The organism is Leptolyngbya sp. AN02str (genome assembly GCF_050565595.1).
In the GTDB taxonomy this organism is placed as follows: domain Bacteria; phylum Cyanobacteriota; class Cyanobacteriia; order Elainellales; family Elainellaceae; genus Kaiparowitsia.
Window position 1 is genome coordinate 1 of sequence record NZ_JBNXVR010000049.1, and the last position, 13,722, is coordinate 13,722.

General features: G+C 47.4%; 14 protein-coding genes and 1 pseudogene. 10 read left to right on the forward strand and 5 right to left on the reverse strand.

Going from position 1 to position 13,722, the window contains the following annotated elements:
• Nucleotides 1-248: 248 nt before the first annotated feature.
• Nucleotides 249-749, reverse strand: a complete 501-nt coding sequence (locus ACQ4M4_RS24875; RefSeq protein ID WP_430687176.1) for a MarR family winged helix-turn-helix transcriptional regulator — start codon at nucleotides 747-749, stop codon at nucleotides 249-251.
• A 154-nt stretch (nucleotides 750-903) separates the two neighbouring features.
• Here ACQ4M4_RS24875 and ACQ4M4_RS24880 point away from each other — a divergent pair, with 154 nt between their 5' ends.
• The 9 genes from ACQ4M4_RS24880 (at nucleotide 904) to pyrC (ending at nucleotide 9,364) form a co-directional block, all read left to right on the forward strand.
• Nucleotides 904-1,392, forward strand: coding sequence for a DMT family transporter (locus tag ACQ4M4_RS24880; protein ID WP_430687177.1), 489 nt, complete (start codon nucleotides 904-906; stop codon nucleotides 1,390-1,392).
• 110 nt (nucleotides 1,393-1,502) lie between these two features.
• Nucleotides 1,503-1,964, forward strand: coding sequence for a DMT family transporter (locus tag ACQ4M4_RS24885; protein WP_430687178.1), 462 nt, complete (start codon nucleotides 1,503-1,505; stop codon nucleotides 1,962-1,964).
• Between the two features lie 63 nt (nucleotides 1,965-2,027).
• A complete protein-coding gene (locus ACQ4M4_RS24890) occupies nucleotides 2,028-2,651 on the forward strand; it encodes an FMN-dependent NADH-azoreductase (protein ID WP_430687179.1) in 624 nt (207 codons plus the stop codon).
• Between the two features lie 139 nt (nucleotides 2,652-2,790).
• A complete protein-coding gene (locus tag ACQ4M4_RS24895) occupies nucleotides 2,791-3,315 on the forward strand; it encodes a DUF1349 domain-containing protein (RefSeq protein WP_430687180.1) in 525 nt (174 codons plus the stop codon).
• Between the two features lie 189 nt (nucleotides 3,316-3,504).
• A complete protein-coding gene (locus ACQ4M4_RS24900; RefSeq protein ID WP_430687181.1) occupies nucleotides 3,505-4,725 on the forward strand; it encodes a dsDNA nuclease domain-containing protein in 1,221 nt (406 codons plus the stop codon).
• On the forward strand, nucleotides 4,722-5,270 hold the full coding sequence (locus tag ACQ4M4_RS24905; protein WP_430687182.1) for a hypothetical protein: 549 nt from the start codon (nucleotides 4,722-4,724) through the stop codon (nucleotides 5,268-5,270). Before ACQ4M4_RS24900 ends, ACQ4M4_RS24905 begins: the two co-directional genes overlap by 4 nt.
• Nucleotides 5,270-7,195 (forward strand): hypothetical protein, encoded by a 1,926-nt coding sequence (locus ACQ4M4_RS24910; RefSeq protein ID WP_430687183.1) that lies wholly within the window; start codon nucleotides 5,270-5,272, stop codon nucleotides 7,193-7,195. The genes ACQ4M4_RS24905 and ACQ4M4_RS24910 overlap by 1 nt, the downstream gene beginning before the upstream one ends.
• A gap of 536 nt (nucleotides 7,196-7,731) precedes the next feature.
• On the forward strand, nucleotides 7,732-7,932 hold the full coding sequence (locus tag ACQ4M4_RS24915) for a hypothetical protein (RefSeq protein ID WP_430687184.1): 201 nt from the start codon (nucleotides 7,732-7,734) through the stop codon (nucleotides 7,930-7,932).
• A gap of 403 nt (nucleotides 7,933-8,335) precedes the next feature.
• A complete protein-coding gene (gene pyrC / locus ACQ4M4_RS24920) occupies nucleotides 8,336-9,364 on the forward strand; it encodes a dihydroorotase (RefSeq protein WP_430687185.1) in 1,029 nt (342 codons plus the stop codon).
• 267 nt (nucleotides 9,365-9,631) lie between these two features.
• Here the strand turns inward: pyrC and ACQ4M4_RS24925 are convergent, their stop codons facing one another.
• On the reverse strand, nucleotides 9,632-10,132 hold the full coding sequence (locus tag ACQ4M4_RS24925) for a hypothetical protein (RefSeq protein WP_430687186.1): 501 nt from the start codon (nucleotides 10,130-10,132) through the stop codon (nucleotides 9,632-9,634).
• Between the two features lie 531 nt (nucleotides 10,133-10,663).
• Here ACQ4M4_RS24925 and ACQ4M4_RS24930 point away from each other — a divergent pair.
• Nucleotides 10,664-10,879 (forward strand): annotated as a pseudogene (locus ACQ4M4_RS24930) (hypothetical protein); the annotation flags it as partial.
• On the opposite strand, the gene ACQ4M4_RS24935 reads toward ACQ4M4_RS24930, so the two are convergent.
• From ACQ4M4_RS24935 to ACQ4M4_RS24945, 3 genes are read right to left on the reverse strand one after another with little or no spacing between them, the layout of a single operon-like run.
• Nucleotides 10,817-11,641 (reverse strand): ABC transporter permease, encoded by an 825-nt coding sequence (locus ACQ4M4_RS24935; protein WP_430687187.1) that lies wholly within the window; start codon nucleotides 11,639-11,641, stop codon nucleotides 10,817-10,819. The pseudogene ACQ4M4_RS24930 and the gene ACQ4M4_RS24935 overlap by 63 nt on opposite strands.
• A complete protein-coding gene (locus tag ACQ4M4_RS24940) occupies nucleotides 11,638-12,546 on the reverse strand; it encodes an ABC transporter permease (protein ID WP_430687188.1) in 909 nt (302 codons plus the stop codon). The genes ACQ4M4_RS24935 and ACQ4M4_RS24940 overlap by 4 nt, the downstream gene beginning before the upstream one ends.
• Nucleotides 12,543-13,673, reverse strand: coding sequence for an ABC transporter ATP-binding protein (locus tag ACQ4M4_RS24945; protein WP_430687189.1), 1,131 nt, complete (start codon nucleotides 13,671-13,673; stop codon nucleotides 12,543-12,545). Before ACQ4M4_RS24945 ends, ACQ4M4_RS24940 begins: the two co-directional genes overlap by 4 nt.
• Nucleotides 13,674-13,722: the final 49 nt, after the last annotated feature.

Below are 13,722 nucleotides of genomic sequence, written 5' to 3' on the forward strand. Positions count from 1 at the left end.
TCGGGCAAGCTCAGCAGGTCAGTAATCTGATGGATGAGCGCTCTAAAATCATCCAACTTTTGGGCCTACCTTACTGCCGTTACTACCTGCTTAATTAATTCCCAGCAACCTGCGGAATATCGGTTAGCTAGCTGGACGTTGACCAAAAAAGTCGCTGCAGGTTAAAACCATCGTAAATCTCGCTGGTCTCACTCGCTCGTGCTACTTCTTGAAGTGGTTCTAACAGAAGCGCAATGAACCAGATTGGCTCATCTGCCGTTTGGGTCAAACTCCAGCAAAAACTGGCGCAACAGTTTTGTAAAGGCTTGAGTCTCCGCTTTGGTAAACTGCTCCAGCAATTGATTCTCCCGGTTGAACAAAACTGGCATGACCGTATCCATCAGTTCAATTCCTTTGAGGGTTAACTGCACACTGACGCTTCGCCGATCGCTGGGATCTCGAAGGCGAACAACCAAGCCATCTTTCTCCAGGCGATCAATCCGGTTGGTCATCGCCCCCGATGAGAGCATTAACAGATCGTAGAGATCGGTCGGTTTGAGTTGGTAGGGCGGTCCCTGTCGTCTCAGGGTCGCCAACATATCAAACGACCAAACGGCTAACCCATAGCCTGCCAGGATAGACTCCCGATGCTTTTCTAGTAAGCGCGCAATCCGCAGGACTCGCCCGGTCACCGCCAGAGCCGAGAGGTCTAACTGCGGCGACTCCCGCTGCCATTGTTCCAAGATGTCGTCAATGCGATCGTGGTTCATAACACCATTATATCTTGATGTCGAGATTCTTGACTTTTATCTTTTGCTAAAGTATCTTGATGTCAAGATGAATCTGATTCCAGTCTTCTACTCGTCAGCGCTGCAGATTCCAAGATTTTCCTTATTACAAGTCATTTACCTACGGTTTTCAGGTATGAGCTTCTTGTCTCTGTTCCGATTGCGGAGCTTTTGGTTTCGCTGTCAAATTTGCCTTTATCTTGCGTTGTCGCTGCTGAGTGGCGCGTTGTTGCCGATTCAAGCCAGCATGAATGCTCAGTTGGCGCGATCGCTCACTTCCGCACCTCTGGCGGCTAATGTTTCTTACCTGGTTGGCTTTTTAGCCTTAGCGATTTTGCTGCTGACACATCGGTTTGATCGCCCTGACTGGTTGGCGCTACCGAAAGCACCCCATTGGAGTTTGACGGGAGGCATTTTGGGAGCCTGGTACATCGCCTCCAGCGCGTATTTCATCTCGACTTTAGGGGCGACGTTAACCCTGGGATTTGTGGTGTTTGGGCAGGCGATCGCAGGCATTGTTGCTGATCATTTTGGTTGGCTGGGACTGCCTCGCCATCGGCTCACGTCCTATCGGCGCGTGGCCATTGGGCTGTTTATCGTCGCGCTTTTCTTTTTAATCCAGTAGTGGTCTGTTAATTCAAGGATTGACGGTTAAAGCGGGTGATTGACTCGCGAAGCGCGGCAATCACCCGTCAGCAAACACTTGACAAAGCAGGCGTTCATTTCGGATGCATTATGGATCTTTTATTAGCCATCGTTGGTGCCGGTTCAGCGGGTAGTTTCTTAGCCATCGGGTCGGCTGCCAATGCCCGCCTTAAGCAAACGTTGCAGTCTGCGATCGCAGCGGCTGCCATTAATTTCCTGGTCGGGTTCAGTATTCTAGCGATTTTGATTGCCTCTGGGCTGTTTAAATCACCCAATTTTCAACAGTTCGCGACCGTTCCCTGGTGGGCATTTTTAGGCGGATTATTGGGCGCTACGTTTGTCAGTTTGAGTACATTGACAGTTCCGAAGTTGGGTTTAACAACAGCGACCTTAGCGGTGGTTTGCAGCCAAATGATTATGTCTTTAGTGATTGATCAGTTTGGCTGGTTGGGTGTTCCAACCCATCCGCTCGATTTTTCTAGAGTTTTTGCCATTGTTCTGCTGATGGTGGCGATTACGCTCACTCAGCTCGATCGGAAGCACTCACGTTAGATCCTAGGATCTCACTCAAAATCATCTTTGCATCGAATCAACCTTTTGATTGGAGAAATCCCTATGCAACTGTTAGAAATTCAGTCCAGTGTTCGTCAAGATAGATCCGTTTCCCGAACTCTAGTCTCCAAGTTTATTTACCAGTGGCAGTTGTTTCACCCCGAGGCGCAACACCAACTGCGCGACTTAGGACAACAACCCCCTGCCCTAATTACAGCAGAATGGGTTGCCGCCAATCAGACTCCGGCACAAGACCAAACGGAAACCACAAAGGCACTTTTAGCAGAATCAGATGCCCTGATTGCTGAACTGTTTGAATGCGATCGCATTGTGATCGGAGTTCCCATGTATAACTTTGGCATTCCGGCTCATCTGAAAGCCTACTTTGACAATGTTATCCGCGTTGGTCATACCGTAGGCTACAACCGCGATACGGCTACCTTTAAGGGTTTGCTCACCGAAAAGCAAGCGTTAATTATTAGTTCTCGCACTGGCAGCTATGCGCCCGAAACCCCGGCAGCCACTATGGATTTTTGCGTGCCCTACCTCCAGTTCCTCTTGAATTTTCTGGGTATTCAGCATGTGGACTATGTTGAGGTGCCCTATCAGGGCATGGGGGGTAAGATACAGCAACAAGCCACTGAAACAGCGATCGCCCGGTTAATGGAATTAGCAGAGGTTTGGTAGTGTCTGTACGATGGATGCCCTAGCGTGAAGCAGACGATTGAAGCTCACGCTGGAGCATTACAAATCGCGTCTTCATCAACCGATGGCACAATCGCCATAGTCATATCATCCAATCATAAAGGTACACCTGAGGTATCCCATGCAATGGCTTAATGAACCGGCGGAATGGTTCTATTCAGGCGATCGACTGATCGTTAAAACCTCCCCCAAAACGGACTTTTGGCGTACGACCCACTATGGCTTCATTCGCGACTCAGGCCATTTTTACTTCGATACCTTCAGCACCGATTTTGTGCTGGAGATCGGCATTCGCGGGAACTATACAGACCTCTACGATCAGGCCGGGGTCATGCTCCGGATTGACGAAAACCACTGGATTAAAACCGGTATTGAGTTTGTTGATGGAGTACAAAATCTGAGTGCCGTTGTTACCCACGACTATTCCGACTGGTCGATTATTTCGCTACCCAACCCGCCCGACGTTCTTCACCTGCGGGTCGAACGTCGCAAGGAAGCTATCCACATCGCTTACCGAGGTGGCGATTCAGAATACAGGCTGTTCAGGTTAACCTACCTACCCGGCGATACGATTCAAGCGGGCATCATGTGCGCTTCCCCAGAGGGCAATGGCTTTGAAGCGTCTTTTGAAGGTTTTCCATCATAGGAACTGGAGTTCTCTGGCGAATGCCAACGCCTTATAAGATTTCTCAACCTAGCCATTGAAGCCACCTAACGGCAAAACGCAACGGCTGCAGATAGCCTTAAATTAGCACCAGCAGCTCTAGTCTGTCCGCTGCCGTGAAGTGTTAGCCTGTGGCGCTGTTTCTTCCAGTTTATGGCTTCTTGACTCAGAGTGTTAAAAGTAGCTACAAAAGAAAAGATATTTCACGCTTATATACAGCTGCCGGAGGATCGTTTGCCTTCAGTTTCTCCCCTCCCCTCGTATCGCGATGTACCACCACTGGAAAGTGGTGGCGTGATAGCTCGTAGTGGATTTGAGTTTCAAGATCACGTTGCGGCTAGGTATTGCTTAGAAATGCTTCAGGACAAAACACTTATAGAAGTTTGGTGTGAAAGCCTAGACGACATAACGCTCATTCGCGTCAATGGAGATCAAGAAGAATTTGAGTTCGTTCAAGCAAAGAGTAATGAATTTAGCCATTTTTGGTCTGTTGCAGAATTATGCAAGAGAGATAAGAAAGGGAAAAATTCGGTGGTTGGCAGTTCGATCCTTGAGAAATCGCTTGCTTATGAACGTGGCTCAGAGCCTTGCCGCTTCCGAATAGTGACAAGCTTACCTGTCAAGGACGAACTTAAAGTGCTGACCTTACCACTTAGTTCACCATGCCGCACCTCACCAACTGATGGCTTTACCAAGCTATGTGAGCAAACTTTAAAGAAAATACCAGAATACACCTCTCCTAACGGTAGTGATGCGTCTTCTTGGCTATCACGGGCAGTATGGGAAGTTTGCCACTCATCTGAAGCTTTAGAAAATGCAAATCTTTTGAAGCTGAGGCATTTCGGTTGTGCCCTTGGAATGTTTCTTGCTGAAGATCAGTGGGATGAGATGTATAGAAAAATTCTGCGAAGGGTTCAAGATGCAGGTAGAGCAAAATGGGAAGTCGATCCGGAAGCCAAGAAGTTGAAACAAGGTGACTTTTTAAACTGGGTCAAGAATTTAGTGTCTAAAGCACAACATCCTGGAGTTGGTGGCAAGGGCGAACAACTCCGTGAAAAAATGGAGGGTGCAGGAATTCCTCCTGACTCGATTGAAATTGCTCAAGAACAGCGGAGGTCTTATCGCAGCCGTTCCTTGAGTTCAGGTTATATGGATCTATCAAGGCGACAGGAAATAGAAATGGACACTCAAGCTCATCTACATCAATTAATATCTAAACTTGACGCTGGGCAACTGAGTGATACAGGGGTTGAGTTTCATAGCCGATGTCTAGATTGCCTGAGTGAAGTTCGGCAGCATGACAAAGGGGAGATACCATTATCCTTCCTGCAAGGATATATGTACTATCTGGCAGATAGATGTTTACATCGCTTCACGAGGGTAGCGATATGAAGTCTTTGCATGAACTCGCCAAACTACCCGCAGGTGTGTCCTTATTAGCAGATGACATAATAGAGTTTCATGCAGCTAGGCTTCTTCTATTGTTGGGTTTGTGTGGTGTTGGTGGTCGTATTGATGGGTTGACTAAACTAGCAAAGCTCGATTTTTTCGTAAGATATCCTCATTTTTTTGATAAAGCCTGTTCTGCTTCAGGGGAACAAATTCAATCTGCTTCAACTTCTATTGAATCAAGTATGGTACGCCATCATTATGGTCCTTGGGATCATAGGTACTATGAGGTACTTGCCTATTTAAGAAGTCGAGGCTTAATCCAAATTATCAAGGAAGGAAATACCTATAAATTTAAGCTTACTCAAGTAGGCAAACAGCAAGTTGAGCAACTGAAAAAAGAACCATCTTATGAGCAGCTATGTGAGCAAATGCGTCGTGTAAAAGCTGTTTTCGGCAATAAAGCTGGAGCAACCCTGAAAAATTTGATCTATAAGGTTTTCAGTCAGGAAGTTGCACAAAAATCTCTGGGCGAGGTTATTGAGTAATGACTACAAAGACGTTAATAATTAAGCAACTGAGCCGCTCGCCTAAAACTGGTGATTTTGATGAGTTGAATTTTGAACCTGGAGTCAATGTTTTGGTGGGTCAACCAAATACAGGCAAGACCCAGTGGCTCAGAATGTTTAATTTTTTGATGGGTGATCGGGATAGCAATCCAGTTAATGCATTTGATGAAAACCTTGTCAACAAATATGATTCAGTCAAGGGTATTTTTATTGTTGGAGATGAAGAAATCATTTTAGAGCGAAACTGGAAGCAGGCGGGTAATAGAGGAAAAGTATTCATTAATGGAGAGCCGATCACAGCAGATAATTTCTCATCTTATTTATTACCTCGCTTAGAAATCCCCACGGTACATTATCCACAAGGAAATCCTTTATCGCCTCGTACATGGCCGGAGCTTAGTTGGCGAAGTTTACTACGTCATATTTACCGTAGACAGAAATCATGGGGAGAATTAGCAGATCAACAATTCGAAGTTGAACAGCACGCATGTATCTTGCTTTTTCTGGGAATTGCTGAATATTTATTTTCTCCTGAATATGAAAAATTAGCAGAAAAGCAAAAAGAAATTTATAGACAGCAAGTTCGAAAAAAAGAGTTTGCTAGCACACTGAATCAAATATCTAGAGAGATTCTAAATGAGCCAGGATTAGGTGTTGCAGTGACGGCTAATTCTATAGATTCTGCCATTCAACGTCTTGATATTGAAGTCGATAGCTTGCTCAATCAACGTACAGCGTTACTTAATTCTTTGCAAGAAAATGTACTTCAAGAATCAAGCTCAGAACAGATAGCAGCTTTTGAGCAATTGAGTGACAGGTGGTCAAGGCTTCAGGCAAGCAGAAGTGAAGTTTCATCGCAGATACAATCAACTCAAGCTCGTCTAAAAGATCTGGAAGACTATAGTACGAAAATAAGAGAGGAACTATCTAGAATTGAACGCGCTAGAAGTGCTGGTCAGGTATTTCGAGACTTACGAGTTACACATTGTCCCGTATGTGAACAACCTGTTGACTCAAAAAATATGTCTCTTGATCACTGTTATCTATGTGGTCAACCAACAGATCTAAATTTAAACGAGGGTAGCGCAAGTGAGCAGCGCCTTGATTTTGAGATAGAGCAACTTCGGGGCGAGAACCAAGAAGCTCAAGAGCTAGTTGAAGTGGTTCATAGCGAGCTTGAAAGCCTAATATCTCATCAACGCCTTATTGATGAAGAACTTACATATATTCAACGTCAGATGAGACCCACACAAATCGCTGCTGCTGCTATTTTACCTCCTGAAATATCTCAAATTGATATGGACTTGGGACGTATTCAAGAGCGCATGAGACAACTTGAGAGGGTTAAAAGTGCGCTTGAATTGCAAGAGGACTTATCAGAACAAATTGCTCAAATTGAAAGTGAAATTCGTGTTTTAGAGGTTGAAGTAGCACGGGCATCTCAAGAAATTAACTTTGAAAGATCTAGCTCGTTGCTTGTAGATCAGATGAATACTTATCTGAATGCTATTAAGCTTAGAAATCCAAACTCATGGACTCAGGGCGAAGTTGGATTACGCTTAAGGGAAAAAGGCTTTGCTTTCACGGTAGGTCAAAATAAAGCAAGTAGTCTTGGTGATACAATGATGCTTTATTTTTTGCCAGCATATAACTATGCGTTACTGTCATTATCTAATAATGAAAAATGTCATTATCCAGGATTGAGTATTCTAGAGTTTCCGGCAAATTTTGACGATGTCTCTCAACAATTTCTAGAGAGGGAACAAGAAAATTTTATATTGGAACCCTTTATAGACTTAGTAAATCAGGAAGGTATGAAAAATACACAAGTAATTGCTGTAGGAAGATCTTTTGAAGGTTTACAGAATGTTCACAGAGTTGAGCTTAATCAGGTATGGAGATAGAACTTGTTTTGCATTACTTACTGACAATCTTCAAAAGCTATCCCCGTCAATAATTCAGCAAGCTAACTCTATGTAGACAGATCAGTGTCAGCCTATATCTCCAAAATGGCAATTAAAGCAGACGCAGTTCTGTCTAAAATCTGGCAAAAGTAGAATTAGACAGAATCCTAGCATTGTGCCAAAAGTTGAGCCTTGTTCGTTCAACATTTTTCTATAAGCATGTGAATCGTGCCAAAAGATCAAGAATTCATAACAAAGCGCCAGGTGATACTTGTGTTCCCCTGGCGTTTTGTTTTATTGTGGGCGATACCGGAATTCGTTCCGGTGATTTGATTAAAGGACAAGCTTAAGGTGAGGACGCTGATTAGGAGTGTTGGTAGCACTGCCTAACCAGCTAACCTAACTCTCTGAATCGGGCAGAGGGCTAGGCTGGATCGATTTTATCGTTTCACCTCGCTAATGCTACACACGTGGTTGGGTACCACGCCTTAAGCTTTTCTTCTCCACATCTCCATTGCATTAGCGAGGAACAGAATATGACATCGGAGTTTAACGATCTGGTGCCTGTGCCCCAGCCCGAAAAGCCGCAGATTTGGATTATCGGTACGCGAGAGCAAGTCGTTCACATCATGAACGAAATGTACGTGAAAGAGATGGTGCAAGACCGAGCGCGATTCACGCCCATCATTCCCGCACCGTTTGCCCATGGCAAAGTTATGACGGTGTTGGTGCGGTAGGGGGGAATTCGAAATTCGGAATTGGAGGATTGCTGTGTTGGCTTGCTTGGCGTTGGCTAGAGTGGGTTGAGCAGCGTCTTCCAACTGTGCCAGAGGGCGATCGCCCCTGATTCCAACATGAGGTAATTCAGAATTCGCAGTTTGGAATTCGGAATTGGAGTCTTGCTGTGTGGGTGTCAGGAGTGCGATCGCCGCCAAAAGCTTTTGCCATATTCAAACAATGGCTAGAACCAGCAGTGCAAGGGAACGGCGCTTCCCAGCCTTTCACCATGCGAATGTTCATTATGACAGCCCTTGGAGTTTTGTTACTCAGCGTGAGTGCACAGCCGCCATGCGTTGGCCAAGCTCGTGAGGGGTATTCGCGCATCGTTTGCCAAAGCACTGGCAGTTTTATAATCAAATCATGCAACAACTCACCATCACCCGACCCGACGACTGGCATCTTCATCTACGCGATGGTGCCGCATTGAAAGCCGTTCTACCGCATACAGTGCGCCAGTTTGCCCGCGCCATTGTTATGCCAAATTTGAAGCCCCCAGTCCGCTCGGTTGCAGATGCAGCCGCCTATCGCGATCGCATTCTTGCAGCAGTGCCACCGGGGCAACCGTTCGAGCCACTAATGACGCTCTATCTCACCGATAACACAACCCCCGAAGAAGTGATTGCGGCAAAGGCTTCTCAGTTTGTCAAAGCTGTGAAGTACTACCCCGCCGGTGCAACAACCAATTCAGACCTTGGGGTGACAGATATTCGCAAGTGCGATCGCGTCTTTGAAGCCATGCAGCAAGTCGATTTGCCCTTACTCCTGCATGGAGAAGTAACCGATCACAAAGTTGATATGTTCGACCGCGAAAAAGTCTTTATCGAGCGACATTTAATCCCACTCAAGCAACGGTTTCCCTGCCTGCGCATCGTGCTTGAACACATCACCACCTCCGATGCAGTGCAGTATGTTCTATCGACCAGTAACATTGCTGCAACCATCACACCACAACATTTGCTATTCAACCGCAATAGCCTATTCCAGGGTGGCATTCGCCCCCACTTTTATTGCCTGCCAATTTTGAAGCGAGAAGAGCATCGCTCGGCGCTTTTACAAGCGGCAACCTCTGGCAATCCCAAGTTCTTTCTAGGCACCGATAGCGCCCCTCACCCTCGCAATAGTAAAGAAAGTTCCTGCGGATGTGCGGGTTGCTATTCAGCCCTGCACGCAATGGAGTTATACGCCGAAGCCTTTGAGAGCGCCAATGCTCTAGATAAACTGGAAGCATTTGCCAGCTTTTATGGGCCAGATTTTTATCAACTTCCACGCAATACGGAACAGATTACGTTGACCAAAACAACCTGGCGCGTTCCCGATGAAATTTCCTTTCCGGAATCTGGATTGGTGCCCCTATGGGCAGGTCAAGAAATGTCTTGGAAAATGGCTTAATCCCAGCCATATCCCAAAAAGAGCGATCGCAGGCTCAGAACAAACTAGCGACTTCCACCTCCACTAAAGATAACCATTGCATCCTCGCTCAATTGCATGATTGCCAAACAACTGGGCGATCGCTGTGTATAGAACTTATGAGCTTGTGGCTTCGAGATTAGCGAAAGGCAAAAAGCAAGAATGATGCTCTGGATAGAAAGCCACCCCACAAGAAACTGATAGTGGAAAATGTACCTCTAAATAGCTGTGATCTACCGAAACAGTCATTCATCGGCAAACACTCTCAAACCGATCGATATCCAGGTCTGCTGATGTCGTTGCTGCTGGCAGCAAGCATTGATAAGTCCCTATCAATGCTTGACCATCTTGATTAAATTGAAAATGACGAAACTCAACTGGAGGAGGACTTACTTCCATCCTAAAAGCCTCCAACTTCAGGTTTCTGAATGCCGTCATCATACAAAAATTACGGTCAGGAACAGAGTCTGTAGCACTTGGACGTGTAAAAACGGACAGACTTAATTGATGATCGCTAACGTTAGGACTTTGCCACTCGTACCATGCCCGCGGCCTACCGTTCAAATCAGAAACACCGCATGGAATTCTTTCTTCCCTTCCATGTAAATTCATGAAAAGCCATTGAAGGCGAGTAGGGGTGTAGGGTTGTTGCCATACATTCTGAGGGGATACTTCCGCGACAACCGATGGTTGAGATAAGGCTGAAAACAACAGAACGACAATGCTATGAAAGAGGGCTTGCTTCTGCATAAAATTTTGATTAGCTGCTCTATTGATTGAATCTTGATTGCAAAACTGCAAAACCTACCTAGACTAGACTTTGGCACCCAGAACGGAAGCTAAATCCTGACCTGAACTACTGAACTGCATCATGCCTTAAATCAGCAGCAGCTCATGAACTTTGCTAACTAACCAGCTTATCCTGTCTGCTGTATTTGGGTTGTGAACCTGCACTGTTGAGCGATCGCCTCCATCTCTCTTTGAGGGGATTTGAGAAGTATCAAATGTTCTGCATTTGACCCCAAACCCTTCAATTTTTGAGAACTTCTGACCCTGTTTTTCCCATTTACAGTTCCCCAATTTTTGGGGATGTAGAGGGCGGTTCGGATCGCAATTGGCACTTGTAAAACATCCTCTTCCCCTCTACTGCCCACAACTTCCGCTACTGGACTCATCCTTTTGCTAAAAACAAAAAAATCGGGACTGTTAACGTGGGCGGAACACTGGCTATCTCTACCCTCTGGCTGGGGGCGGCCCTTGCGGTAAAAGCAACTCGACGAGCAAGGACTAAAGTTGATCGCCAAGTGTCGTAAAAACATGGTCAATCGGCTCATGAGCCTCATTGCCAAAGCCCTTTTGCGTAAGCGTGTCATCATGAAAGCTCCCTGTCGACCTGCGCGAAATTCTTGCCCGTTGGCATTTCCCAAAACCCAGTCAGTGCCGAATTCGCCCTACCCGAAACACCAAAATGACCAAGGCCACCCCCAGCAGCGTTAAACCCATCGTCACGCTGGACGCTGCAGCAACCAGGGGCGTGAGCGTATAGCGAAGATTGGGCCAGATTACCTTGGGTAATGTCTCTGTGGCCGATGTACCTAAAAACAGCGCAATGACAAACTCATTCAACGAAATAATAAACGCCATGATGGCACCCACGATCATCGCTGGCGCAATGATTGGTAAGGTAATTCGTCGAAAAATAGTGATAGCACCTGCCCCAAGACCTTGAGCCGCCTGTTCTAAATCAGGGTCAAGGTCTTCCAAGGCCGATCGAATCAGCAGAAAGGCGACGGGCATACTCCAAAGGCTATGACCCGCAGCAATTGAAACCTTTGTGCCCCAGAGCCCAATCCGGTGAACAAAGGGCAACAAGGCCATTGCCAGCACCACCGCTGGCACAAACAGTGGTAGGAGCACTGCGCCAGAAATGAGTTGAGCATAGCGGAAGTGGTAGCGGGTCACGGCCAACGCTACCCCACCCCCGGCGAGTAATGATCCAACAACAGTCATCCCTGCCACCCAAAAGCTGTTCAGCAGCCCTTGGGTCCATTGAGGACTGGCAAAAAAGAGAGAATACCACCGCCAGGACCATTGCCCCGTAGGAGGCTGCAACAACTCGCCCGGCGTAAAGGAAATCCAGAGCACATAGATGAGGGGTAAGAGGATCACCAACAGCGCACCAATCCCTAAAAGCATCACAAGCCCCTGCCTCAGGGTCGTCAACCAACCCGATGCCCCACTCAGTCGTCTCGCTATCATGGCAACCTCCGCAAGGACTGTTTAGACCGTAGGGACAGGCTGTAAACGGCAATGCAAATCCCTAAGGTTACAAACATCATCATGGCTTCGGCGGCACCACGGGGCCAATTGAGGTTTTCAAACGTTTGTTTTTGAATATCGACTGCAAGGGTAATTTCCTGGGGGCTCCCTAACAGATAGGGGCTCTCAAAAGCCCCGAGGGCAAAGATTAAGCTGAGCAGCATGGCTAAAGAAAGACCCGGTACAGAAAGCGGCAAGGTAATCCGCCGAAAGGCCGCCCAAGTTGTTGCCCCAAGGCCGTAGGCTGCTGGCACCAAAGTATCATCAATGCGATCCAGCGCTGTGACCAAAACAAGCACTGCGTAGGGCAATATCAAAAAGATTTCTCCAGCCACAACCCCAAATAAGTTATGGAACAAGGGAAGGGGTTCTGCAATGAGACCTAACCCTAACAGACCTTGATTGATTGGGCCAGAGTTGCTCAGCAATAGCTGAATGCCGTAGATAATCACCAGAGGATTGGCTAACTTGGGGAGTACCACTGCTACAAGGGCGATCGCCTTCCACCAGGGCGGTAGTTTATGGATAAAGAGAGATAATGGATAGGCCAAGAGCACCGTCACAAGGGCGGTACCGAGCCCCAGGCTAACGGTAAAGGCTAAGACTTCCCAAAAGTAGCGATCGCCCAAGAGAGCCCCATAGGCATCCAGGGTCCATGTGCCGGGAGTATAAAACCCGCCACTACCAATTCCAAATCCACTCTGGCCACCACCTGCATAAAGGCTAACCCGACCCAGCAGCACCATGGGCGCAACAAAAAAGGCCAGGAGCAAAATCAACGCTGGTGTGAGCAGCAGGACCGTAACCCAATCACGCGCAGAGAATTGAGGGAACCGCAGGGTCATGCTTGAAACCTTTGCAGAGGACGGTGGGGAGAGCTGGACAACTGAGGCACTACCCAGGTTGGATCGGATTCAGGGATGGGCCAAAGGTATTGAGCCGGAATTCCAACGGGAAGAACATTGCCCAGTTGCACATCAGGTAGGTGATCCGGACGGCTCCGCACCCGTAAGGTTGCCCCAGACTCCAACTGCATCTCCAAAACAAGATCCGTTCCTAGAAACGTAGACTCTACGACTGTCCCCTGCCAACGATGAGCACAATCCATAGCGGCCATACCAACCACGCAATTTTCGGGTCGTACCATGAGCCAGTTGCCAGGTTCTACGGCAGGCGATTCACGACGATATAAATGCATCCCATTGTCTAGATGCATCAACTCTGTCCCTAGGGATTGCACCTGAAACAGATTGGCCTCGCCCAGAAATCGGGCAACCAGCGGAGAAGCTGGCTGGTGATAGAGGTTGGCCGGGGTATCAATCTGTAGGAACTGCCCGTTTAGCATTAAACCAATCTGGTCTGCCAGGGCCAAGGCCTCTTCTTGGTCGTGGGTCACCAAAATGGTTGTGACGCCGGTTTGCTGCTGTAGGTGTTTGAGTTCGGTACGCAGGCTTTCGCGCAGTTGGCGATCTAGATTCGCGAAGGGTTCATCGAGCAACAGTAGCTTGGGCTGAATCACCAACGCACGCGCTAGGGCCACTCGCTGCTGCTGCCCACCCGATAGTTCCTTCGGTAAGCGATCGCGCTCTGCGGTAGAAAGCCCAACGCGGTCGAGCATCGCTTCCACCCGTTGGTGGCGATCGGCACGGGCAAGTTTCTGTACTTCTAACCCAAAGGCAACATTCTGTCGGGCCGATAGGTGCGGAAACAGGGCATAGTTTTGAAATACCATCCCAACATTGCGCTGGTTAGGGGGTTTGCAGGTAACGTTCTGATTTGCGATGAAAATCTTGCCCTGGGTGGGCTTAAGGTAACCGCCAATTAACCGCAGGAGCGTTGTTTTTCCGCACCCGGAAGGCCCCAGCAAACAGAAAAAGCGCCCCGCTTCAATCGACAGAAAAAGTTGATTGATAGCCGTGAGACGCTGTTGATAGGAATACTGGATAGCCTCTAGACGTAGGATTACTTCCATTTGCGATCGCATTTTGATGATCTATTCATTGCCCAATATCAAGCAAATT